This window comes from Psychrobacillus sp. FSL H8-0483 (assembly GCF_038637725.1).
Classification (GTDB): Bacteria; Bacillota; Bacilli; order Bacillales_A; family Planococcaceae; genus Psychrobacillus.
Map to the genome: position 1 here is coordinate 2,293,146 of NZ_CP152052.1, position 26,131 is coordinate 2,319,276.

Here is a 26,131-nt window from a genome sequence, read left to right on the forward strand (position 1 = left end):
TTGTCGAAATTAATAAGTGCAAAAAAGTGTTATTGATAAGACGGAGACACTTATGTCCATTATACGACAACAATCTCTAAATATAATATATATTCTTAATTTTCAGTTCATTGTTATCATTGTCATTCTATTTTATTAGGTATTTATACCCCCATACTACTAGATGTGTTCATTAAAAAGTCCCTTTTCGGGCCAAAACAATCCTTGAACTATTCCACTATAATTTAACCATTAATCATACGAATCTTTGAAAGTTTATCTTTTATTAAGGAGATGGTGGGTTGTCTCGATAAGAATGTAAGATTAATGGTTGATTGCGATTTCCAAGGTTCGAATGAGATTCCATCGGAAGCTTCTTATTCACGTATGATCACACTGTTTAGCGAATCGAATGTCATAGAAATTGTTCAAGAGGGTCTTCTTCACCAGCCCCCCCTGTTGAATAAGATACTCAATGTCTCTTAGCAAATTAACGTTGTCACCTGAATATTTTCTGTACCATGTTTTACTGTATGGAAAAACAAAATCAGGATTAATCGGCACTATTTTTTTGCCACTGGAGGCGTCTAACAACTGCTCCCGTAATTGATCAATTAACACTTTCGTTTCATCTACAACTAGCTTTCCGATATCCATTGTCATGGTTCGCACGTCAAATAAAAATTGGTCTAAGTCTGTTCTCTGTATAGTTGTAACGTCTACCAAAGGTGGCTTCTCGTCAATAATGATACGTTTTCGTTCATATTCGTTACCATCCTTACACTGCCACCTGCTGTATTTACTTAATCCATCCGCTTCCATTTTTAATCTAGCATGGGTCATAATTACGACAGGGTAATTTTTCTGCTCTTGATGCTTGTTATAAACTATACAATCGCCTTTAAAAGGACATTCCCTACATACTCCATACTGATATTTTTCTAGCTTCTGTTTACAGTCTTTATATGTGTATGCACTTTCCATTACAAATGCTGCTGGTGATGATTCGTAATATGGTGCATCTATAGCTTTGCCGTCTGCATCAACAAATATTGTATATTTGCCTAATTCCTTCATTAATTTCTTAGCAGTCTCGGTACGTTCTACAACAATAATTGTGCCTGATTCAGGAATAGAATGCTCTAACATATATTTTAAATATGCACCCATAATTGTACTCTTCCCGCCACCCGGTTCTAAAGGACAAACGGTAATCCCTTCAACTTGTAGGTCTAATTCATTAATGATGTTCGCATAGACATTAGTAGTAGTTGCATCTATAGGGATTCTTAGCTTTGTCATTGTATCTACAACTTTAGATAAAACACCTTTTACATTACCTTTTGCGATAGCATTTGTTGGCTGTAGCGGCACTAACTCATTAGATTGCATATCACTTAATGAAATTTGTTCGTACTTTTCTGCCGGCTTCGCTTCGAGCTTTACACATACTTCTTCGAGGTCTTTCCACCCTTTTTCTTTTGCTACCCAACTTAAAGGCTTACCATTTTCAACGGGACAATTATTACTAGAACAGTGGCATATTAATCTATTATAAAATAAAAATCCAGATGGACTATTATCATTATGAATTGGGCATTTAAACGATACCTTTTCATCTGTAACAACATCTATTAAATCCTCCGATTCTAAACAATCGATGAAACACTCAATAATATCTAGAACATCTTGTGAATCAATATCAACTGTAAAAGACTCTTTCTTTTCATGCTTCTTTTTAGCTAGAGGAAAAGCTTCAGATAATTGCTTTTGTGTATATACATTGCTCGGTTCCCATAGAACAATTTCCTCTCTATATACAATCCCTTTCTCAGTATACTCTTTATAGTTATTTGTTAAGGGCAAACGAAAACAATCATTAGGAGAAACTTTTCTCTCGTCTCCATTAAAAAATTCAATTAACTGTTGTTGAACATTTTTAAATTGAATAACCGATTGCTCTAGCTTTTCATTAGTAGAAATATCCCATTCTGCTTCTTCAACTTCATAAAGCAGCTTATGCCCTGCCCGCCCACGCCAAACCAAGGTAGGCTGGAGTGGGGCTGATTTAATTCTTTCATATTGTTCTTCCTTAGTTCCACCTTTCTCATCAACATCAACGGAAAAAAATCGGATTCGCTTTATATCTTTTTTGTTCTTGGCTCCGTTCATATAGAAACATAATGAACGTTTCTCTTTTTCACATCTTTCTAGTGCAAATGCTAAATCATTTGCGATGTTAGCAAAGTTTAATTCTACATATGTTATACCTGTAAGCTTTTTCTTTTCATCCGCTGGCATTTGTTGATCATCAATATATGATTGTGTGGGGAACGTTTCTTTTCCACATTTCAAGTAATCAATTAAATTTAGAAGTTGTTTCATTTCTATTTCCTCCTGTAAAAAAAGGACACTTTCATATATATATAATAGGAGAATGTCCTCTTTTATTGCTTCTATGTTTTAATCCGCACCACTTTTCACGAAAAATTTTCCATAGGTATCACGTAGCTCCCGCCCAATGCCGCTTCAACAAGCAATTTCCTAGGTACTGGGGGGGTAATTGAAATATTCCTGACAAACCTTTGATTTTTATTCGTGATGTGCGAGATGCGAGATTGACTAGCTATAACGTATGAATCTGTGTTCGAAGGTTATAGTTTTGATAGCAGCATGTTGATTATTTACTGCTCTAATATGTGGCTGTTATAAACCGTTCTACCTCCTTCATTTGCTATATACGCCCCCCGTTTAGCAGAGTTAAATATTTTTTCTTTCCTACTTCGTCTCTCACATTCATGTAAAGGAACATTGTTATTTAGAACAACAAGAAAGCAGCTATTAACAAGAGACCTGTTAACAACTGCTTTTTAAGGGTGTATTCAATTTATTTTTAATAAGTAATTTCTAGATACATGCTATTTTGAGCGCTTTTCATGTCAAACTGGGCGGGTATGTTAAATGGCATGCTACTGTATAAAATATAAAACTGTCCCCTCCTTTGATTTCATCTTGGGGCTATGTAAAGGAAAAGGTTGATTTTGAGTAAAATGGTATTATTTCGCCTGCCCTATATCAAATAAAATTAGGTCAACCTCAAGTGGATATTTATGTTAATATACGAATAAGATTGTGAAGGAATGCACTTAAACTAACGCAGCAGTATAGTTCAATAAGGAAATGGATTTTTATGGTGAAATATTGAAAAGTGAACAATAGTAAAATAGGTAAAGGGAGTTGAAAAATGAAATTTAATAAAAAGGTATATGAAATAGTAGATTCTGCAGGAAACTTAGATAATGGATTCGAAGATATATTAGAATTATCCACTGGATGTAAGTTTTCTAACTGCACTCATACTACCGAACCTAATTGTGCAGTTAAAAAAGCAATTTCTGAAGGTAATCTCTTAGAGGAAAGCTTTAATAACTATTATAGATTTAAAAACGAAGCAGAATATGTTTCTGAGCAAAAAAATAAAACTAAGGCTATTGATTATATGAAACAAAGGAAACTTTTTCAAGATCGTAGTTAAGTACATGTGGGAACTCATAAGGTAACTGCTACCCAACTAAATAAATTAGATCATTGCCTTATTGAACTACCGGGTGCTTTAGTTAAACAAAACCATCATTTCGATGGTTTATTTTTTTATCCGAAACATCAAGTAGATCTCAGAAATCCATTGTGAAATGTTACACTTAAACTAACGCAGCAGGTTAGTTTAAGAAGGACAAGTAAAAAATTGTACACTCAAACGGAGGAAAATATATTGAAATCTATCTTTTTGTTTCTTTTAGGTTTGATTGTTTCTTGGGGGATATTGGGGGTTTTTACAGGAGATTATGGAAAAAAAAATATATTAATTTTAATAATTGCTTATTTAGGTGTCAAATTAGCTATTCATTTGAGGAAGAAATAAAATGACTAATCCTTATTCAACTACCATGGAAGAACGTAATTTTCTTGCATATTTTGTGGTGAAGCAAGGCTTCATGGATGGCTAACGGGTGCTTTACTTCAAGAAGGGGTAAAGCATTTTTTCGTATTGAACTAACGCAGCAGTTTAGTTGAACAAGGGATTAGAAATAATAATGGGTTTTACTATTTTCAAGGGGGAAATTACATATGAATGAAAAACAAAAGCTACTTTTACAGAACTTAATAAATATAAAGGATTACTGGACAAAAACAGCCGTTGATGGTTTAAATTCTAATACAGACTTAATCTGGTCTGATTATGAAGACGAGTATAAAATACTTCAAACAAAACTCACATCACAGGAAGAATTAAATGCTTTTCATAAAGTTCAAAGTGAAGTTATTCAAGGTGTAATTCACTCGATTTTAGTTATGATTGATGGTGGCGATGAACTTGCTGATAATTATTTAATTGATTTAGTGGATAGGGAGACAAATGAGTCACTACAAAAAGAAGTTGCATTACACGAAGAATTTGTTGGTTATTTACTTGATACTGAAGATGAATAACAAAAATCCTTATTGAACTAACAGATGCTTTACTTTAAGAAGGGGAAAGCATTTTTTCTTTTTGAATTAACGAAGCAGTTTAGTTGAACAAGGACTTTTTGATTGAATAGAGAATATTACTTTAGAAAAGCAAAATTTTGATATATATCTTTTAATATTAGAAACAAAAATTAACTATGAAAGGGGAATTTAAATGAAGACTACTGATCTCGAAATGATAGAAAGTAATAAATTTAGTAAATATATTGTTTTTTTCTACCTTGTATTTGCTGGAGCGCTATTATTCCCAATTAGTCTATCCGCTTTTTTACCTTTATTGATATTTATAATAACTGTTATTAGTTACTTTTTCGTAAGTTATATATTCGTTGCATTATATAAGAATCGCCCTTTATTAGTTCTAGGTTTAACATTTTTTTTTAATCTAATCGGATTCCTTTTTGGGGTTATTTTGGAGTGGGGGGAGTTCTCACTGATGCAAGAGCTGAATGCAATTAATGTGGTTATTTTTTTAATTTTTGGCCCATTGGTAGTTTTATTATTTTATACTCTAATACAACACTTCTATATTAACAAAATGATTAAAAATTAATGTGATAGTTCGTAAAGAGTTTTAGATACCTCTTTTCTTTGTATCAGGATTTACCTTTTATGTTTCATTTAAAATTTTATTAAACTAACGGAGTGCTTTAGTAAAAAACGAATAGCAAAATACGATGAGCTAGGAGATACATTTCCTAGCTCATTTTATGTGTTATTTTCCTATGCCTTTAATTAATCTTCTCTATTTCCATTTAACTCTCTTCCTCCTTCCTCGTATAAATCAACAGAAGCAATTAAAACATTGCGGGGATCAAAATGAAGAGGAGCAATTTCAATGAATGTAGAGTTAATGAATACAAATATAGAAGAAGTAGTAATGAAGGCCGTTCAGAAGGCATTATTAGCCACGCAGCATCAATTTATGGATAGCGGGTGGCTATCCTTAAAAGACGGAGCCAAGTACGCTGGTGTCGCCTATAACACGTTTAGCAAGTTCCGTGCAATGGGTTTACAAGTGTGTGAAATAGAAGGAATTAAACGTGTGTCTCGTAAAGAGATTGATCGTTTTTTAGAAGATCATAGCTTTTAATAATATATTTTATGAGGATTTTCCTTTAGGTTCGATTATAATATCACTAGAGGTAAATCCTCTCTTTAATCATTGCCCCCGCAACTGATTCAGGAGGAATTATCATGGCAAAGAAAAAGGTATCACCTGTTAAAAGCTATATAAAAAAGGGTGAGAAACTATACAGGTTTCCAGTGTATTTAGGTATTGATCCGCTAACTGGTATACAGAAACGCTCTACCAGACGTGGCTTTAAAACAATCAGAGAAGCGGAATTAGAATTAGCTCGTATTAAGTTAGCTGTTGCGAATGGTACATACCAACAAGTACGTGCTGAAACGTACCAAGAAATTTACGACCTATGGGTAAAGCAATATGAAAAGACTGTGGAAGAAAGCACATATGTAAAAACTACTGGCCTCTTTAAAAATCATATTTTACCTGTGATGGGTGCGTATAAAATTGAAAAGATACATGTCGATGTATGTCAAAAGCATGTGGATGAATGGGCCTCTAAGTTAAAGAAGTACCGCATGGTAAAAGCTTATGCTGCTAAGGTGCTTGATTTTGCAATTAAGCGTGGCTATATACAAACAAATCCGTTTGCACTTGTAGATTTACCAATTAACCATTTTAAAAAGGCTATAGGAGCAGATGAAGATAAAGCAGAGAACTTCTACTCACGTGAACAGCTTAAAGAGTTCATATCATGCTTAGAACGGGAAAATAACCATAAAGCGTATGTTCTATTCCGCTTACTAGCTTTCAGTGGAATGCGTAAAGGTGAAGCACTGGCTCTTACATGGAATGACTTAAACTTTACTTCAAACGAACTGCGTATCAACAAGGCCATTTCTGAAGGTAAATATAACAGACTATATATAAAGTCTACTAAAACAGGTGATTCCCGTACAATTAAAATGGACGATAAGACAATGGCTATCTTAAAAGATTGGAAGAAAAAGCAGAAGCAAGATTATTTCATTCTAGGATTTAATACAATGCAACCTAAACAGCTTGTATTTAGCAATGAAAAGAATGAATTTTTGAAGCCTCAAAAAACTATTAAGTGGATAAACCAAATACAGAATAAATACAAACTAGGAAAAATCACAACACATGGTTTACGTCATACCCATTGTTCATTGTTATTCGAAGCGGGTGCTAGTTTGAAGGAAGTACAAGATCGTTTAGGTCATAGTGATGTAAAAACGACGATGAACATTTATGCACACGTTTCAAAGGAAGCAAAAGAAGGAGCAATATCGAAGTTCGCCAGCTATATTGAAATGTAGTTGGTGACTACGCTTTGACTACGTTTTTGACTACGTTCGATTGATAATCATTGAAACTAGATGATATAGACCAATCGAGTAGGAGGGAGTGATTAGCTCCCGACCTCTCACACCACCGTACGTACGGATCCGTATACGGCGGTTCAATTAAGATAGATGACGCAAATTTCTAACGATATAATAGACTCTTGAGCCCTTGGGAACTCCAGTAGGAGTTTCCGAGGGCAATGTCTAGTATTGGACTTTTGGAGATACGCCAGTAGCTTTTGCGGGTGTTTCCCCATTCGTATGCTTTCCCTTTTGGGATTCCTAGACCAGTAAGTTTTCTTACCTTAGTCTTCGGCTTCTTCCAACTTTTCCACACACACATTCGAAGTCTTCTTCTTATCCATGAATCAAACTTCTTAAATACACTTGGCGTATCTGCTAATGCATAGTATCCACACCACCCCATTAGATATTGATTTAATTTCTTAATTCGGTATTCCATTGGGTAAGGTTTCTTCCTTGAAGTGATTTCTCGAATTTTATTCTTCATTCGTCTCACACTTTCTTTAGCAATACGAACCTTTGGTTCCTTACCGTTAGTGAAACTGAATCCAAGAAATTTTCTTTTCCAAGGGCGGTCTACTGCGGATTTATTCAGATTGACTTTCAACTTAAGTTTCCTTTCAATAAATGAAGTGACAGATTCCATCACTCGAATTCCCGCTTTCTTTGTTTTCACATAGATATTACAGTCATCAGCGTATCTGACAAATTTATGTCCTCTACTTTCTAGCTCTTTGTCTAATTCATCTAGGACAATGTTAGAAAGTAATGGACTTAGTGGACCGCCTTGCGGGGTTCCTTCTTGGCTCGGTTTAACAAGACCATTCATCATGATGCCAGATTTCAGATATTTTCGGATTAACTTTAAAAGTCGTTTATCTTCTATTCGTTTAGCAAGTGTTCCCATGAGTCTGTCATGATTTACTTTGTCGAAGAATTTCTCCAAGTCCATATCAACTACCCAACGATATCCTTCCTGTATATAACACTTCGCTTCTTTTATAGCGTCATGGGCACTACGATTTGGTCGAAATCCATAACTATGTTCAGAAAATGAAACGTCATAAATTGGTGAAAGAATTTGTGCAATAGCTTGTTGAATGAAACGGTCTGTTACGGTAGGTATCCCTAATAATCGCACTCCTCCGTCGGGTTTCGGGATTTCGACCCTACGGACAGGGTGGGGTTCATAGGTTCCATTAAGAAGTGCTATTTTCATAGCTTCCCATTCTTTGTAGATATGAAATCTCAGTTCTTGAAAAGACATTCCGTCTACACCATGGCTTCCTTTATTCTTTTCCACTCTTTTTAAGGAGGCTAAAAGATTTCCGCGAGATAAAACTTGTTCCATTAACATTCGTTATATCCTCTTTCCGTGAACAACAGTTCTTCTTATGCCAGTTCTGCTACACCATCTTGAAGTCCCCCATGGAATTCACCATTTCCTCCAACAAGTATGCCTTATCGGTTATCTGTGTTCAGCACAGTTTACTGAATGCCAAGGTGTTGTTCTCTCTTAATTGTTCAGCCCTTTCCATCCTTCTCGAGTTTGGATGGTACTATGGCTTCTGCTGACTTCTGATTGTTCAGCTATTCATCACTGGATAGGTTATCAAGTGTACTTGACGTACCAATCAGATCTCCCCAGGTAAGAACGTAATCTTTCACTCCATCTATCTGCTTCATCTACTCCGTACAACCTTCGGTAGAAAGGGCTTTGTTTTGCTCTGCAAACTCACCCAGTTGCACATAGCCTTATATGAAGTTCGTGTTCCTCAGACCGGAGGTTTGCCGCTCGCTTCCTTCAGATTCCACGTCGCCATGGACACCCTTGCGTTAAGCTAACTGCTACTTCTACCTTCACAGTTCGGGACTTTCACCCTATAGATTACGCCCATGCTGGGCGCACAAAGAAAAAACCCTTGATAATCAAGGGTTTTGACACTGTATGAAATCATATGATTTCGTAGTATGGAGACGGCGGGAGTCTAACCCACCTCTCCGAGAAATGTTGTTAAATCAAGATTTTAAAGGTTATTTTGAATCCATTAATAATCTCTGACCACGTTAATGCGATTAATATTTTACCTGCATCATTAGTATTGCTTGGAACACCAGTTGTATTCCCGTTATTACCAACTTAATATGTATTTAATATGTCTTCTACTGTATTTATAGGTTTTTCTATATCTTCATAGGTAATCGGATCGTCTTTCCCTAGTTGTCCCTGTAAATGATGCTCATATAATTTAAAGGAGAGAAAAGACTTTTGCTGCTCCGACCTGCTGGCTCAAATAATCTCGCTAATCCTATAATAGTGGAGTATTGAAATGAAATAATTGTTAATTCACTGATCAACTGTTTTATCCTGTTTTAAACAAAAAAGTAATACAGACCACCTGTTCACTCTTTTGTCCGCAATTTGTCCGTAGAATTATTTTTTTGTACCGATCTTATTTTACTCAAATGATTTTCACAGTTGGGAAAACCTTATTAAATCAGACTTATTTAACCTAATCGAACTCAGTTTACCTAGTTTTTATAAGTGAGATAAATTCGACAAGGTAGGGGTCGCTGGTTCGAGACCAGTCGGGACCATCATTTGCAAAAGCCTGTAAACGTTGATATATCAATGTTTACAGGCTTTTTTTTAGTAAATCTACCTAACATTTACTTCTTATTTTACGATTTGTCGGTAGGAATTTTACTGTATTAGTTAGCGTGACTTTGAATGGTCTTTTGAATGGGAAGCTTTTGTTTTTCAATCCAACTTTATATTACTTCGAGGCGTCGCAAACAAAATTTGCCGCAGCTCTAAATCCTTTTATTTAAAGTAAAGTTTCCTTAAAAAAGAATTATAAAAAATTCTACATTGTAGTTTTCAGAGTTCTCCCTTTCCGCGGGAATTGCTTCAGCCTCCTCGCTTCGCTGTTGGTCTTCTGCTAACGCTATTCCCGCAGGAGTGTCGCCTACTTCAACGATTTTCTAGAAGTTAGTGACTTAAATTTCATCATATTTTCAGAATAGTCTGTATATCTTAAAGTTGATAGTTTTTCAGTGTCCTCGGCAGAAGGTAGTCTTTTTCCTGGTTGTATTTAGTGGTACCAAGCACAGAAACATTCATGAAAATTAGAGTTTGTTTCAATAATCATGAATTCTCTTGCTTTAGCATTAAAAGTTTGAAAAGATATAAATACGGATAAGAGTAAATTAAAGGAGGTAACCATTTTGTTAAAAATTATTGCAGATTTACAAGAAGGGCATTCATATGAAAAAAATGCGCTAATACTATTAATCTCTGATGAGTTAGAAGCCATTTCTCCAATAAAAAACGAATTAGAATTAAAAGGATATACAACAATAATTTCCACTACAGCTAAAAAAGGGCTCGAACATTTTCACTTACTAGAAATAGATTTATGTTGTGTTTCTGCAACGCTTACAGACATGTCAACAATAGATTTTCTGAAAGAAGTCAAAATGCAATCTCTTAACTATTTTACTCCAATTATTGTATTAGATTTTGAAAAAATACATGCGCATAAGAAAACAACCTATATTCAAAATGGCGCATTTGATTTAATTCCGATCCAAGACAATTCGTTGCTTCAAGCAGTAGTCTCTAACCTATTAACCACTAAGCATGCCATCTCTCGTCTCCAACTAACCGATCCTTTAACAAATGCCTTAAATAGTTTGAGTTTAGAAAAAATTGCTGTTCAACAAATTCAGAAGTGCTCTTCATCACTTAGCACATTCTCTATCTCACTTATTGATATTGATAACTTCCAGAAGATTAATGAAAACTATGGCTACAGTTTTTCTGATGAGATACTTGTAAAATTTAGTAATTTTATTCGAAGTAATATCGGCAAGGAAATGTCCCTGTTTCGATTACACGGAGCTACCTTTATCATTATATTTCCTGAACATTCCGCTGAAATGGCATTAGAAAAAACAATAGAATTACAACAAAGCTTTCATACTATTACGTTCAAGAAAGATGAGGTTTCATTTCATGTAAGCTTTAACGCTGGAATTGCGGAATGGTCGGAAGAGCTTACATCTATCTTTCAACTTGTTGAAAAGGCAAAGCAGGCATTAAGTATCACTGGGCAATCTACAGATGCTAGATGTATTTCGTTTCATTCTATGGATGTTACAGCAGCACTACCAACTATTAGAGTTCTAATAATTGATGATAATAAACTAGGTCGTTTGATGTTAGAAAAACAATTCTCCACTTGGAGTTCTCCTAAATTTAATGTAAAAGTTGAAACATATGAAAATGGATATGATTTTATTCATTCAGATTGGTATGATCCTATGGACTACTATATTCTCATGCTAGATGTCACTATGCCAAAGATGGATGGGATTGAAGTGCTAGACATTGTTCGTACAAACTTTCCATCAGATCGAATAATTATCTCGATGCTGACTTCTCGTAACAATAGCCAGGAAATATTACATGCCCTGAATAAAGGAGCTGATGATTATTTGGTAAAACCATTCCACCCTCAAGAAGTGTTAGTTCGTATACAACGACACACAAGGAGGCTATTCGTATGAATGGGAATTTTCAATATTTCTATTACACTATTATAGCTTTATTAGCATTCCAATTACTTCTCCTACTTGTACTGAGCATTCGAAAAATTATTCGTAATAAAAGAAGTGCAAAAGAAGAACAAATATATCAAGAGAATCTTGAGTTATTTGTAGATTATCTATTCAATGATGAAAATTTACAACTTCCAGTTCAACTAGCTAATCCTAAAAACATAGCAGTAGCTGAACGCATATTTAGCGAAACATTCTCCACGGTGAATGACGATCGGACAAAACAAAAATTACAGGAAGCAGCTATCGCCATTTTTTCAAGTACATACTTGAAAAGACTAAAAAAAGGAAGCTGGTCTACTAGAGTGAATACTTTGTATTATATTGAAGATTTTCAAATAGTATCTCTACTACCATACTTGCAAAAACGGTTTCATAAATTAAATGCTTGGGACGAAGAGAAAAATCAACTTATACGAACTTTAGCTGCGTTAAATGATACATCTATCATTCACTACTTGAATGCTAACGAGGATTCTCAACAGCACCAATATTTAGACGTATTTAATCGATTAAGTGAAGAACAATTTGATAATTCTATTGAAATTTGTTATGAAGATAATCATCAAACAAGCAAATTAGCTATACTAAACTTTATTGGCTTAAGCAAAAAAACAAGATACCAAGCACTTCTAGAAAACACATTGCTAGATGAGCAATCAGAAGTGCGGATTCAATCTTTGAAAGGTCTTTACAGATTAAATTATATGGAAAATATCGCTTTATTAGAGCCTTTCTTTGCTTCTTCCTCTTGGGAGGAAAGAATGTTTAGTGTCAAAATTATTGGTGCAATTATGATAGAAAACTATGAGTCTCAATTAATCCAGCTTCTAGGTGATTCCGTTTGGTGGGTACGAAATGCCTCGGCTGAAGCATTACTTAGTATTTTTGGAGAAGAAAAATTGAAGGAGCTAGCCGCCGAGCATTCGGACATCTACGCTAGAGATATGGCAAAACAGTGGCTTAGTTCCGGAAAAAGAGGTGGTTAAAATGAGAGACTTTATTATACTATTGTTTCAAGCTACTTCTTTCTTTGTAATATTTTACATGGGAATTACAGCAGTGAGCTATATCGTGTTATTTCTCTTCTCTCTAAAAAATGTAATGCGTGAAGGAAAACTCATCAAGTCTGAGTCACTAGAGGATATCGCAATAAATGAAAGAACATATCCAGTATCGATAATTGTACCAGCTTTTAATGAAGAAGTCGGTGTAGTAAGTACTGTTCGATCACTTTTAACATTACAATATCCGCAATATGAAATTATCATTGTAGATGATGGGTCAAAGGACGATACGTTAAATAAATTAATCGAAGAGCTTAAGTTAGAGAAAATTGATTTAGCCGTTCGAAAACATATGAATACTCAGACAATTAAAGCTACGTACAAATCAAACATATCTTCTCTAATTACTGTAGTTTCAAAAGAAAACGGAGGCAAAGCGGACGCCTTAAATTGTGGTATCAATGTATCTAAGTATCCTTATTTCTGTGCAATAGATGGGGACTCCATCTTAGAACAAGATGCATTATTAAAGGTTATGAAGCCTATTATTGATACAGAGGGAAAAGTAATAGCAGTAGGAGGATCTGTTCGGATTGCTAATGGGACAACCATTTCTCGAAGTAAAGTAGAAGCCATTAACCTTCCTAAAAATCCTTTAGTCATAATGCAAATAGTAGAATATTTTAGAGCTTTTCTAATCGGACGACTCGGCTTTACAAAAATAAACCAACTACTCATCATTTCTGGTGCATTTGGGCTTTTCCATAAGAACACAGTTATAAAATCCGGTGGCTATAAAGTAGATACAGTAGGTGAAGATATGGAACTAATCGTCCGTTTGCACAGAATGATTAAAGATGAGAAATTGGATTTACAGTTGAAATATATCCCAGACCCTGTATGTTGGACGGAAGCACCAAGTTCTATAAAAGTATTAAAATCACAGCGAGTACGATGGCAAATAGGCTTAGCGGAAACTTTGAATGCACATAAGAAGATGTTTTTTAATCCCAAATACGGATTGATAGGATTTATCGGTTTTCCATACTTCGTTACTGTTGAATTATTAGGTGCTGTTATTGAAATACTAGGATTTTTCTTAATAGTAGGAGGTTTATTATTTGGATTTTTAGATCCATTTGTTATTGGTGTCATTTTAACCATCACCATACTTTACGGGTCGTTTATCTCTTCTTTATCTATCCTTTTAGAAGAATTAACTATGTTTAAATACCCAAAAGTAAAGCACTTAGTCCTTTTATTTTTATGGGCTTTAACAGAATCATTTTGGTTCCGTCCGCTCTTGGTACTTTGGCGATTGGAAGGACTATTAAAATCATTCCGCCGTCAAAAATCAGAATGGGGTAAAATGGAACGAAAAGGAATTTCATCTGATTCACATTAATAGTGATAATTCATATTTTCTTCAACATCACAAAAATAGCACCCAATTGCCTGCAAAATGCAAATTGGGCGTTTTTCTATTTTATCATTTCAAACTTTTTCTGTAAGATATAATACGACTCCTTTAACCGTTCTTCAGAAGGTGGAACCTTCCATTTCCCCCAATTGTACCTAGCTATATTTGCTTCCGGCATCATATTATCTTTCATTTTCGGAAATGAATAAAGCTGTCCATCTTTTTGAATGACTAGACCTATTCCAATATCCTTAATTTCCAAATTAGGTTCCATTCCTTCTTTGTATAAATCAGATAGTACAACTTTGGAACTTGGATCTTTTACGTTCAGTAAAAGCCAAGGAATTCTCATCTCAAATACCCCTGTTTTAGCATCTGCATAGTAGTCTGCTAACGAGTTGTATTCTTGTACTTCTATATTACTATTTCCAAATAATAGATTTCCTGTATCATATGCATCAAATGGGATTACTTCTCCTGTATCTGGCCTAACTTGTCCCTTATTTAAAGCATACCTAATAGGATTAAATACTCCATTACTTGATTGTGGGATTGGTTCATCACCTGGTAGCAAGTTCAAAATATGACCATATTGATACAAAAAAGGATCGTAATAAGCATCTACTAATAAGTTACCACTATTGGCACTTTTAATATTTGCCCAAAAATCAATGCTTGGTTTATCCACTTGAAAAGTGGACATAGCATCAATTGTTCTTGATCCACTCTTTGGAGAAACATCGAACAATAAATTCACTTCATTGTCCTTAAACCAATCCTCATCTGGATTAGGTTTTTTATCTATACGGATGTACAAATACGCTTCATCATGAGATACATACATACTTCGAATAGGTCCTTCCGAAGATTGATACATAGGTTGAATGCCTTGCCAATCTTCAGTCTGACCATCAAGTTGAACTTTTAAAGTATCAAAACTAAGTAAACCAAATTTTTGTTCATTAGTTTGAACATTTGACCAAAATGGTCGACGATCCGGATCGTCTAAAGCCGTCGTATTCCAAGTACGCTTAAACCATTCTTCTTGCCATGAAAAGACAATCCCACCCATCATTCCTTCTGCAAGAATATCCTCATATAACGATGCTAATATTTCTCCTTGCTCTGTTTCGGAATGCCCTCCTTGATTCCATCCAATAGGATTCAGGTGAGCGATTCCTCTTGAAGCAGGTATACCGAATTCACTTATTAGCACTGGCATTGAATGATTTGCCTTTAAATCATGTAAATAGCCAGCATAGTTATTCTTCTTACCACGATGATCAATATATTGTGTGTATTTCTCCTCGAGATTCAAAAAGTCTGGGTAGTAAGGATATACATGATAGGACGCAAACATACCAGGTAAATCTAACCCCTCTTTAATGTGAATGTGATTCGGATTGACAGACGCTAAATCCTCTTGTTCTAATGGTTCAGCTGGCTGCTTTATATTGTCAGTTGATACCCAATTAGTAAAGCTCATAGGACGGGTACATTTATATTTATCAGCTTCATATACCATTAAAACATCCATTTGTTCTGCTAACCAAATTTCAAATCCTTCTGCTTTTTTAGTTTCTATATACGTTCCCCTATATTGATCTAAATTTGCATAGGTTATTTTCATATTATCTACCATAGGTGGGTACCATTCGATTCCAATCATCCAGCCAATGACATACGGTGAAATATCTGCATCGTATGTTCCATGTGCATGTCCTACTTTTGCTGGTACTTCTGCATTTCCATGTATTACATCTACTAACTGCTTATACTCTTTTCGGAATGCATCTGTTATTTCTGGTGTATAAGCGTCTAAAGTTTCCTCTAAAGGAGCTTCGTCAATCCACACGCCATGAAAAACATATATTGGTTTCTCATGCGTTTCATTGTAATGCTTTAAGGCTTTGTAAAATGCTGGGGGATGTAGTGTATAAACACGAATAGTATTCGCATTCATCTCACCTATATATTCAAACCAACGAGCATATTCCTCACGTGTTATGGCTGCTTCACCAGGGAAAACTCCTGGCTTTCCCATTCCTAAGTTAACTCCTTTGATAGTAATCGTTTCCCATTGTTCATTCCGATACACTTCAAATCTATTTTCTTTAATTCGTGTGTTATACTTTAACCCGCTCGTTGTTTTTAATGTAGAAATAGATGCATCCACAGACTCAACTTTCTCGGTATTTGCCTCTATATTTTTTAGAATCCCTTTTACCATAGGAACATAAATTTGCCAATATAAGCTATCTCCTGGAAATAAATACTCAACAGTTAACCATTCTCTTATTTTTGAAAATCCTTTGTACTGATATACCTTTGGAGTTTTTTCTACATTACTAAAACTACCAGCAAAATAATAACTGTTTGCTTTTGTTTGCTTTTTTACGATAACAGCTGGAATATTTTTACTGATACCTATCTCATCTAGCTTTTTAATCCCTTCCTTTGTTGCATGGATATTAAACTCCGCAAGTACATCTGTATTATCTTCCGCAAGCACTATGTCGAACCAGTTATTATAGCTATGCTTTTTGCTAAAGGAAAACACTTCTTCTCCTTTATTTGTTGTTTGAAATTGTAATCCTTGCTCCTCCAGCGACCCTTCATTTACTGAAAGCACTTCTACTTGTCCCGTTAATTCGTTATGAAAGATAATTCCTTCTCCTTCAAATGACCATTCATCATTTTTCTCATAGGCTTCTATAATCCAAGTTGGAACTTGTCCATCCTCTTTTGCTAGTGATAGATTTAATTTAGCTGACCATCCTGTTTGATTAACTCCTAAATACTTAGTTGCCTTCTCTCTTACACGGTCATTCGTTGGAGAGGAAATTGAGTTAAACTCCATTAATAGAGTCGTATTATTATTTTCATTTGCTGTTTGAATAGATGCCCACTCATCATCGCTCAAACCATTCGAGATATTTTCAGAATCTACCCCATATGTATCCGCAATATATATTAAATCGTAATTAGACAAATCAGATGGCAATTTTTTATCGTGGTAAGAACCATCTTTATAGGTTAAACCAAAATAATCTTTTTCCGGATTATATGATTTATTATTTTTATCATTTATTTTCATATTATTAAGTAGCCAAAAGAATCCCTTATGTTCACTCAAATCTCCCTCTGGCACTGTTTTATCAACTACTGCAATTTGTAACTTCTTCTCATCTGAAACAACCCAAATAATCCAGGGAAGTAATAATAACACACACAATAAGAGTATCCATTTAATCATTTTCATAATGCTATCACCTCTCTATATAGTGTACACCAAGATATCTGGTTATAATTATACATGATTCCAAACTTTGTATAATTATATTTCAGTTTCTTGATTTTAATTGAAAATTATAGGAATGATACTGTATAGAAAACTGCTAATATGGGAGTAATCAAAAAAATTGCTATACTCCGCGCTAACTCCAAGTAATAGATTTTGGATGGATATTTTATAAGAAATTCACTTGATCAGTGCCCTGGCTTCTATCAATCAGTTTTTCAAGAAAAATGCTTAACATAAAAAAGAGCTGTCTAAACAGCTCATAATCGTCAAGTAAAACACTCGTTAGCAGAATAAGAAAATCTGTAATTTATTCTTTTAAGAATGAAATCGAAATGCGGCTAATACATTACTCTCAAAGTCATTATCACAACAAAAATGATATTACAATAATGCTAAATAAATTAGCAATAAAATGTGAAATAGCACTTATCCACGCATTGTTTGTTTTATAAAATATCACACCATATAAAACACTATTTATAAAGATAAAGAAAATATCATAAGCGACTACAACAATACTCCCCTCCGCAATGTGACCAAATGCAAATATTATGGATGTAAAAATTAAAGTAGGTATTATTGGTAGTGCTTTACTCAATTGCTTTTGGAAAAAAGCCCTCCATGCAATTTCTTCACCCAATGCTAAAATAGCAAGTTGAAAGACGAGAAATATTATCTTATCTAACGAAACAACAAACGCCGTTCTTCCATAAAGATGTTCTATGTATTCGGGCAAAATTAATTTTGCCAACACAATACAAACAACATTCAAAATCAGCGGTAAAACAATCCAAAAATAAATTGTTTTGTCTTTCAGACTCGTTCCAATTGCCTTTGCATTTAGTCCAGTGTCAGCAGAAACATTTTTTTCCAAATTATTATTAATAAAGAAAAACGCAATACCGATAATAACAGATATCCCAGCAATACTAAATCCTAAAAAATTAGCAAATGAAACAGCGGTCATAACTAACATTGCAATTAAACATATTTTTTTTATATTAACCAATTTTAACTCTCCTCCCCTATAAATTATCTCTATATCTTAGAATATTTTTTAACTAAACTGCCCCGTTAGTAAAAACACTCCTTATATCTATAATTCTATTAAGTTGGCAATAATCCCTTTTTATAACTATTTTTAGGGAAATGGAATTGTTACTGTCAAAAGCATGGTTTTCGTCTGAAGCTGATAAGTGAATAGAGGGTTTTTCTTCTCTCATGTTTTGATGGCTTGGATGTCATTTAATTTATTAAAAGTTTTTCCCCTTTTTTCCAAAAGAATATATTACTCCTAATAAAATGCAGAATGCAAAAATGCACAAGGAAAATATAACAATTATAAGAATACCCATAGAACCACCCTTTTTTATATTCATAATATCACGAATAATAAAAAAGTTTTAAAAATAACTTTGTTTGTATTACTGTGTTTGATGAATCACGACAGAATGCCGTTATAAAGTTGCCACTAGTAGATCTTAGTTCTGCTGAAAGAACAATTTGTATATTAGGTGGTGCGTTAAATGAAAAAGATGATATTTGATTTTTCTTGGGTTGTGTTTTAATACTTTTGGATGTACTTTGAATAGGAAACAAACGACAGTGTCGTACCTTTAAAAGAAAAAGTCGTCAATAGCATTAAAATGTTTCGATTTGAAAGTGGACATCCTTCTATTAAAAAGTAAAACAGAGCAAATCGACATTTTAGTTGGTAATAGGTCCCCTACTTATCTAATTCATTGTTAATTTTCAAGATGGAACTACTATACTAATAACAGTATTTGCTACAAACTTAGCCATTGTGGCCATTATTGGTGATAGACCGGTAAATCGTAATTATTTATTGATAAAACCAACATTGAATAAGTAAATACTGTAATCCACCCAGGTATTCCCCATCTTAAAATTTGCATATCTGAAATCCCCATAATAAAAACCTCCCTCCACACTAATTATAATGCGATTGGAAATAATTGTATGTAATATGATTTTGATAAAGAAAAAGCACCCACATTACTGTGAGCGCTTTTAGCGGAAATTAAATGCAATTGCTAACCAACCAAAGTATACTATTAACATTAATTCCAAATACAAGGTTAACACATTTATGTATATCAAATGGGTATTAGTAGTGACGTTTTTCGTAATGAAAAATGTACCAATTAATATCATTTTCAATATACAGAATCAAAAAAGCACCAAGTCCACAGACCAGATGCTTGATGACTTTATCTTTACAGTCAATAATGTTTTTCTTACATTAGGTATATTCAGTTGTCTTAAGAGAACGCCTCTTATAGCTTTCCACGGCTTATAAAAGTAGCCTCCGTCGTATCGAGACCAACGCGATACAATCCTATATGTTGAAAGTCTTTAACTGTAGAATACCGATTGCTTCTTACGTTGACCTTTGATGCTATTTGATGCGAAAGGAGAAAACTTTATGAGTCGTTTATGAAGTCATGCTATTACTTTTTGCTATTTATTACCGAGCTTCGCTAGTGTTAAGAAGTTCAATATTGTATAGCATAATAAATTACATAGAACCATCCAAATATTCCGTGAAGGATTGCCCACAGTATTGACTTGTTGACACTCCAGGAGATGACTATAGCTAAAACAACTCCAAAACCGATACCACTTGACGTTGCTTTTACCGATCTCTCTTTACTCATTCACACCCACCCCATCCTTTCGGCAGTCTTATCAATTAATATATTCCTCCTACGCAATACCTTATGCCGAGACATATAAAGCTTATTGATTGGACGAAGCATATTATCTTTCTTATTTGACCTGTTGATTGGAACGGAAAGCGGCGACGCCTAGGGGATTAATAAGAGCAAAGGAATCGGCTTGATGCTTGTCCCCTGGAAAGCGTCCGCCTGCAGCGGAAATCAACATTTTCATGTTATAGGAATAATGTCACGATAAAAATGTATATGCTTTCTTATTCTTTAAAAAAAGCGCAGGCACCCTTTAAGTGCTCTTGTCCTTCGCTAATTCTTGAGGGCTTTTGAGGAACATCGCGAATTAATTCCTAATATCAATATTTTCAAAAACATCCATTAAGTGTTGGCATTTCGTGTAAGGCGAAATGTCTACACTTTTTTATTTTTGCATAAACTTCAAAATCACCTTAAATCTTCAAACTTGACTCTCTGTATTTGGTGGAGTAAATTTAAGAATACAAATGAACTGTTCGTAACTGAACAATTCTAATGAGAACGGAGTGATAATAATGGACAATCAGTCAGACATGGATTCATCAGAATTTTTACATTCACTTTGGTATCTGAGTAGAAGTCTTATGCGATTTGTACATAAAGCTGCATTAGAAAATGATTTATCTATACCACAATATTCTCTTGTACTGGCCATTGCACCCCATAAAGAAATGACTCAAAAGCAAATAGGTGAAAAATTACAAATTCCTAAAAGTACTTTAAGTCAGGCAGTAGATGGTCTTGTTCAAGCTGGATGGCTTTATAGGGAGCCAGTTCAGGATAATCGTCGTGAAATACAGTTAATACTTAGCGAAAAAGGTGTAGCATTGTTTGAGAAAATGAGTGCCCAAAAAGGAAGTATTCATCAGACCATCCAATCCGTTATGGATACACTTACTAAAACACAATGTATCGAGATACAAACTACCCTTCTCCATATCGCAGATTTTATAGAAAAAGAAACTAATACAAAGGAGATCCAACAGAATGATTAAGTTACTCAAAAATCTTTCCGTATATAAGTGGATAGTTCTAGCAGTCCTTGGATTAGTTTTCATACAGTCCATGACTGATCTTTATCTACCCACACTTATGTCAGATATTATTGATAAAGGCGTAGTATCAGGCGACACCAAATATATTTGGAAAATCGGTGGATTGATGCTTGTAGTTGCTGCAATTGGAGCAACAGCATCTATTATTGCTAGCTTTTACTCATCAAAAGCCGCTATGGGTCTTGGGCGTGATATTCGTTCTAAAGTATTTAATCATGTTGAACAATTCTCGCTTCAAGATTTTGATAAGATTGGCACCGCTTCATTAATTACCAGAACAACAAATGACATTACACAAGTCCAACAAGTAGTTATTATGATGCTACGAATGGTTATTAGTGCACCTATTATGTTTATCGGTGGATTGATCATGGCAACATCAAAAGATGCGAAATTATCGCTTGTCATTGTTTTAGCTATGCCATTTCTTATTGGTTCTGTGCTTCTAATTCTTTATAAAGGTGTGCCACTTTTCCAAACAGTTCAAGAACGGTTAGATAGATTGAATTTAGTTTTACGTGAAAATTTGACTGGAATTCGTGTTGTACGTGCCTTTAATCGTGAGAAGGAAGAAAAAGCTCGCCTTCAAAAAGCTAATCTAGAATTAACAGATGTTTCGATTAAAGTAAACAAAATCATGGCGTTTTTAATGCCAGTTATGATGCTTGTTATGAATTTGACAGTTATTGGTGTCATTTGGTTTGGTGGTATTCGCATTGACAATGGTGACATGCAAATAGGTGACCTAATGGCCTTTATTCAATACGTTATGCAAATTATGTTTGCGCTTGTTATGGCGTCCATGATGTTTGTTATGGTACCACGTGCTGCCGTATCCGCAAAACGTATTAATGAAGTGCTTGATATGAAACCAACATTCTTAGACGAAGGTACAATGTCAGCTAACCTAAAACAGGGAACGCTTGAATTTGACCACGTATCATTTAGTTATCCTGGAGCTGAGGAATCCGCATTAACGAATATTAGTTTCCATGCTCAGTCAGGTGAAATTACCGCTATCATCGGAGGTACAGGTGCTGGTAAGTCAACACTTGTGAACTTAATACCTCGTTTTTATGACGTGACGAATGGTGCTATTCGAGTAAATGGTGTGGATGTTCGTGAATCTTCACACGAAGAAGTTCGTTCAAAAATCGGATTCGTCCCACAAAAAGCATTACTGTTTTCAGGAACAATTGCCGAAAACGTTCGCTTCGGGAAAGAAGATGCAACACTAGAGGAAATCGAGCACGCCGCTCGTATAGCTCAAGCAGAAGACTTTATTAGCAAAATGAAGGATGGCTATGAGTCTGTTATAACGCAAGGCGGCTCTAATGTATCCGGTGGTCAAAAACAGCGTTTGTCTATTGCACGAGCATTGGTTCGAAAACCAGACATTTATATTTTCGATGACAGCTTTTCTGCACTAGATTACAAAACGGATGCTAAATTACGGGAGGCGTTGAAAGTTGAAACGCAGAACTCAACCGTAATTATCGTCGCACAACGTGTTAGTACAGTTATTGATGCTGATCAAATTATCGTGTTAGATAAAGGAGAAATTGCTGGCATCGGTACTCATAAAGAATTGCTAGAAAATAATAGTGTGTATCGTGAAATTGTTGAATCACAGCTCTCAGAGGAGGAAATCGCATGAGTAAGCAAAAAAAATCGCAAGCTCAAGGTGGAGTCCACATGGGACCTGGCGGCGGAAATATGATGATGATGGGTGGTCAAAAGGCAAAAAACTTTAAAGGTACGTTTCGACGCCTTCTCTCCTACTTGAAACCACGTCGTAATCAGTTACTCGCAGTATTTGTTGCAGCCATTTTGAGTACAGTTTTTATGATTGCAGGCCCGAAAATAATGGGGAACGCAATCACTAAATTATTTGAAGGTGCTTATGGAAAGCTAAAAGGGGTACCCGGAGCTGCAATTGATTTTAATGGAATCGGTCAACTATTACTTCTTCTCGGTGGCTTATATATATTCAGTAGCCTATTTAGCTATATTCAACAGTACATCATGTCGAGTGTAGCTCAAAAAACCGTTTATAGTTTAAGAGAAGATGTAAACGAAAAATTGGAGAAGATACCATTAAAATATTACGATGGTCGTCCAAATGGAGAAACTTTAAGTCGAGTAACCAATGATATCGATACAATAGGTAGTACACTTCAGCAAAGTGTGACTCAGTTTATTACATCGATCGTTACTATTATTGGAATTATCATTATGATGCTAACAATAAGTCCTATTTTAACTTTAATATCCATTGTAAGTTTACCAATGTCCATTTTCGTTATTCGACCTATATTAAAAAGATCACAAAAACACTTTGCATCCCAGCAAAAAAATCTTGGTCAATTAAATGGTCACATTGAAGAAATGTATACCGGACATCAAGTCGTTAAAGCCTTTGGTCACGAGAAAAAGGCAGTTGATCAGTTTGATGAGATCAACGAAAAATTATATGAATCAGGTCGTAAAGCGCAATTTATCTCAGGAATGATTATGCCTTTAATGTTTTTCATTGGGAACTTAAGTTATGTTCTAATTAGCATTATTGGTGGTATTTTAGTCATAAACCGCGCCATCTCAATTGGTGACATTCAAGCATTTATTACGTATTCACGTCAGTTTACACAGCCAATTACACAAACAGCGAACATTGCGAACATTTTACAGTCCACAATTGCAGCTGCAGAGCGTGTTTTCGAATTGCTCGATGAGGAAGAAGAAGTCCAAGAAATAACATCGATGAAATTAGGAAGGGCAAAAGGCGAAGTCACTTTTGAGCATGTCGATTTTGGATATGGAGATAACCTGTTAATAGAGGATATGAACATTCATGTTTTACCTGGTCAAACTGTCGCAATTGTAGGACCTACTGGCGCTGGAAAAACAACATTGATCAATCTATTAATGAGGTTTTATGAACTAAATAATGGGAAAATCTTAATAGACGGACTCGACACTCGGAGTATGTCCCGCTCTGACCTTCGTACAACGTTTGGAATGGTACTACAAGATACATGGCTCTTCAACGGGACGATTAAAGATAATATTGCTTACGGGAAAAAAGGTGCAACAGACGAGGAAATTTTCGCAGCTGCTAAAACAGCACGTGCTGATCACTTTATTCGTACATTACCTGATGGATATGAAACAGTTTTAAACGAAGAAGCATCGAACATATCTCAAGGTCAAAAGCAGCTATTAACAATTGCTCGAGCTGTTCTTGCAGATCCTCCTATTATGATATTAGATGAAGCAACTTCAAGTGTGGATACACGTACTGAATTGCTCATCCAACATGGGATGATTCGTTTAATGGAGGGAAGAACTAGCTTCGTTATTGCTCACCGCCTCTCTACGATTAAGGACGCTGATTTAATCTTAGTGATGGATCAAGGAAAAGTAATCGAACAAGGATCTCATACAGAGCTACTAAATGAAAATGGCTTTTATGCCGATTTGTATAACAGTCAGTTTTCTAACAAAATTTCTATATAAGGTGAAACTTTATTCCTTGAGAATTATCTAATGTATTTCATAATAATGCACCCTTTAAGTGCACCTTGTCTATGTCAATTCCAGAGTGCTTTGGACGGCACATAAGCTACACTATTACCGCTAGATTTAGAGGAGTTGGATGTGATTGCGTCACATCCAACTCCTCTATTTTCGGTAATCTTGTGGCGGTTATTTGTCCTTCGCACTCTTGGAACTGAGTAGAAAAACATCTACTTTCTTACTCTTCAAGAATATCTCCGAGCTACCTGCTTTGCACTTGCACGTTTTTTTCATTAGACAAAGCGATCTCAGGTTTACACTTCTGCTTCTCCACTATCTTCCTTTACAGGCAGGAACATTTTAGCTTTTTTCATTTTAGAATAATGAGCAATCGGTTGGTTTACTCGAAAATCATTCTTAATAAATGATGCCATTGTATTTTCGTTAATCATAGCGGTTACATTTTTCAAAATCCAAGGTGAATGACTAATATCTATGCGAAATAAGTGATCTTTCGTTTTTGTCCATAAATGATAACGTTCTGTCAGCCATTGATCAAATTGGTTAGTTTTAGTCGGGCTAGGTATTGGTTGAAATGTAGTAACAAGCGTTTCAGAAACATTTTTTCTATCTTTACTCGTGCTATGAAATGTACATGTATTCTTACGCCACATCATGCTTATCTCTGCATAACGATAAGGCAAAAAGTTGCCGAGTTTTGTCAATTTTACAATTAACGAATTATTCACAAGTAAATTAAAGAAATGAACACCTACTCTCCCCTTATACTTAACATACGTACGAACATTTAGTTGCAAATAAGATTTAAAACCAAGGGTTGGTGGAAAAAATCTAGGTCGATTTTCTTTTACTTCAAAGGATACTAACCCTATCCACGCTCTACCGTTATAGAGGTCCAGTTCTAGTTCAGGAGGAATATGTTCACGTAAATCATCCGGAGAAACTGGCCAATGTAGAAATAATACATCATGCCATTCTTGTGTCATTATCCACTCTTTCCTAAACATTGTTTGCCTTCTTCCTATAGGATACTGATACTAAGTGTGTCCTATGCAGAGTGCATTCAAACTCGTAATAGCCCCCCTTCTTGCGCCCATTAAGTACAACATGTCTTTTGCCAATTCCAGCGTGCTTTGGGCGAAACATTAGCTACACTATTACTGCTTTCTTTAGAGGATCAGTATGTGATTGCGTCACATACTGATTCTCTATTTTCTGTAATCTTGTGCCGGCTGTTTGTCCGTCGCTCTCTTGGATTGTGAATGGACATGGTGCATTTGGTTTGGGTAATGAAAGATATGATCCTTTCCTATACCATTAAAAGCTTCCGAACATACAATTTCGGAAGCTCTGCGCTTCTTTATCGATCGATACTCCCTACTTCTTCTCTATTTCCACTTGCCATATGGATAAGCAAAAGAAAGTAAAACACTGTTGTAACGAGTTCACGAGACGTTTTAATTAATAAATGAGTAAATCTATTGTGATCTTTCTAACTTCGAATTTTGGTGAGGTCCAAAATGATGAAA

General features: G+C 35.0%; 16 protein-coding genes. 11 read left to right on the forward strand and 5 right to left on the reverse strand.

Going from position 1 to position 26,131, the window contains the following annotated elements:
• Window positions 1–360 precede the first annotated feature (360 nt).
• The gene (locus MHB48_RS10930; RefSeq protein WP_342598121.1) at window positions 361–2,364 is read right to left on the reverse strand and encodes a hypothetical protein; all 2,004 of its coding nucleotides are present in this window, start codon (window positions 2,362–2,364) and stop codon (window positions 361–363) included.
• A gap of 859 nt (window positions 2,365–3,223) precedes the next feature.
• Between MHB48_RS10930 and MHB48_RS10935 the strand changes: the two genes are divergently transcribed.
• The 5 genes from MHB48_RS10935 (at window position 3,224) to MHB48_RS10955 (ending at window position 6,876) form a co-directional block, all read left to right on the forward strand.
• Window positions 3,224–3,514, forward strand: a complete 291-nt coding sequence (locus MHB48_RS10935; RefSeq protein WP_342598122.1) for a hypothetical protein — start codon at window positions 3,224–3,226, stop codon at window positions 3,512–3,514.
• A gap of 237 nt (window positions 3,515–3,751) precedes the next feature.
• The gene (locus tag MHB48_RS10940; RefSeq protein ID WP_342598123.1) at window positions 3,752–3,901 is read left to right on the forward strand and encodes a hypothetical protein; all 150 of its coding nucleotides are present in this window, start codon (window positions 3,752–3,754) and stop codon (window positions 3,899–3,901) included.
• 206 nt (window positions 3,902–4,107) lie between these two features.
• Entirely contained in the window at window positions 4,108–4,470 is a 363-nt protein-coding gene (locus MHB48_RS10945; RefSeq protein WP_342598124.1) for a histidine kinase, read from the forward strand.
• Window positions 4,471–5,347: 877 nt separating this feature from the next.
• Window positions 5,348–5,602 (forward strand): DNA-binding protein, encoded by a 255-nt coding sequence (locus MHB48_RS10950; RefSeq protein ID WP_342598125.1) that lies wholly within the window; start codon window positions 5,348–5,350, stop codon window positions 5,600–5,602.
• Between the two features lie 104 nt (window positions 5,603–5,706).
• Window positions 5,707–6,876: a tyrosine-type recombinase/integrase gene (locus tag MHB48_RS10955; RefSeq protein WP_342598126.1), complete on the forward strand. Its 1,170-nt coding sequence runs from the start codon at window positions 5,707–5,709 to the stop codon at window positions 6,874–6,876.
• Between the two features lie 169 nt (window positions 6,877–7,045).
• Here MHB48_RS10955 and ltrA read toward each other — a convergent pair whose 3' ends face one another.
• The gene (ltrA, locus tag MHB48_RS10960; RefSeq protein WP_342598127.1) at window positions 7,046–8,284 is read right to left on the reverse strand and encodes a group II intron reverse transcriptase/maturase; all 1,239 of its coding nucleotides are present in this window, start codon (window positions 8,282–8,284) and stop codon (window positions 7,046–7,048) included.
• A 1,871-nt stretch (window positions 8,285–10,155) separates the two neighbouring features.
• Between ltrA and MHB48_RS10965 the strand changes: the two genes are divergently transcribed.
• From MHB48_RS10965 to MHB48_RS10975, 3 genes are read left to right on the forward strand one after another with little or no spacing between them, the layout of a single operon-like run.
• The gene (locus tag MHB48_RS10965) at window positions 10,156–11,499 is read left to right on the forward strand and encodes a response regulator (RefSeq protein WP_342598128.1); all 1,344 of its coding nucleotides are present in this window, start codon (window positions 10,156–10,158) and stop codon (window positions 11,497–11,499) included.
• Entirely contained in the window at window positions 11,496–12,539 is a 1,044-nt protein-coding gene (locus MHB48_RS10970; protein ID WP_342598129.1) for a HEAT repeat domain-containing protein, read from the forward strand. Before MHB48_RS10965 ends, MHB48_RS10970 begins: the two co-directional genes overlap by 4 nt.
• 1 nt (window position 12,540) lies before the next feature.
• The gene (locus tag MHB48_RS10975; protein ID WP_342598130.1) at window positions 12,541–13,962 is read left to right on the forward strand and encodes a glycosyltransferase; all 1,422 of its coding nucleotides are present in this window, start codon (window positions 12,541–12,543) and stop codon (window positions 13,960–13,962) included.
• 76 nt (window positions 13,963–14,038) lie between these two features.
• Here MHB48_RS10975 and MHB48_RS10980 read toward each other — a convergent pair whose 3' ends face one another.
• Both MHB48_RS10980 and MHB48_RS10985 read right to left on the reverse strand, forming a co-directional pair.
• Window positions 14,039–17,239 (reverse strand): hypothetical protein, encoded by a 3,201-nt coding sequence (locus MHB48_RS10980; protein ID WP_342598131.1) that lies wholly within the window; start codon window positions 17,237–17,239, stop codon window positions 14,039–14,041.
• A 406-nt stretch (window positions 17,240–17,645) separates the two neighbouring features.
• On the reverse strand, window positions 17,646–18,290 hold the full coding sequence (locus tag MHB48_RS10985; RefSeq protein WP_342598132.1) for a CPBP family intramembrane glutamic endopeptidase: 645 nt from the start codon (window positions 18,288–18,290) through the stop codon (window positions 17,646–17,648).
• Between the two features lie 2,235 nt (window positions 18,291–20,525).
• On the opposite strand from MHB48_RS10985, the gene MHB48_RS10990 reads away from it, so the two are divergent.
• The 3 genes from MHB48_RS10990 to MHB48_RS11000 are packed head-to-tail and all read left to right on the forward strand — an operon-like array spanning window position 20,526 to window position 24,581.
• Window positions 20,526–21,005, forward strand: coding sequence for a MarR family transcriptional regulator (locus MHB48_RS10990; protein WP_342598133.1), 480 nt, complete (start codon window positions 20,526–20,528; stop codon window positions 21,003–21,005).
• On the forward strand, window positions 20,998–22,722 hold the full coding sequence (locus MHB48_RS10995) for an ABC transporter ATP-binding protein (RefSeq protein ID WP_342598134.1): 1,725 nt from the start codon (window positions 20,998–21,000) through the stop codon (window positions 22,720–22,722). The genes MHB48_RS10990 and MHB48_RS10995 overlap by 8 nt, the downstream gene beginning before the upstream one ends.
• Window positions 22,719–24,581, forward strand: a complete 1,863-nt coding sequence (locus MHB48_RS11000) for an ABC transporter ATP-binding protein (protein WP_342598135.1) — start codon at window positions 22,719–22,721, stop codon at window positions 24,579–24,581. Before MHB48_RS10995 ends, MHB48_RS11000 begins: the two co-directional genes overlap by 4 nt.
• 314 nt (window positions 24,582–24,895) lie before the next feature.
• Here the strand turns inward: MHB48_RS11000 and MHB48_RS11005 are convergent, their stop codons facing one another.
• Window positions 24,896–25,609, reverse strand: a complete 714-nt coding sequence (locus MHB48_RS11005; RefSeq protein WP_342598136.1) for a DUF2071 domain-containing protein — start codon at window positions 25,607–25,609, stop codon at window positions 24,896–24,898.
• Window positions 25,610–26,131 lie beyond the last annotated feature (522 nt).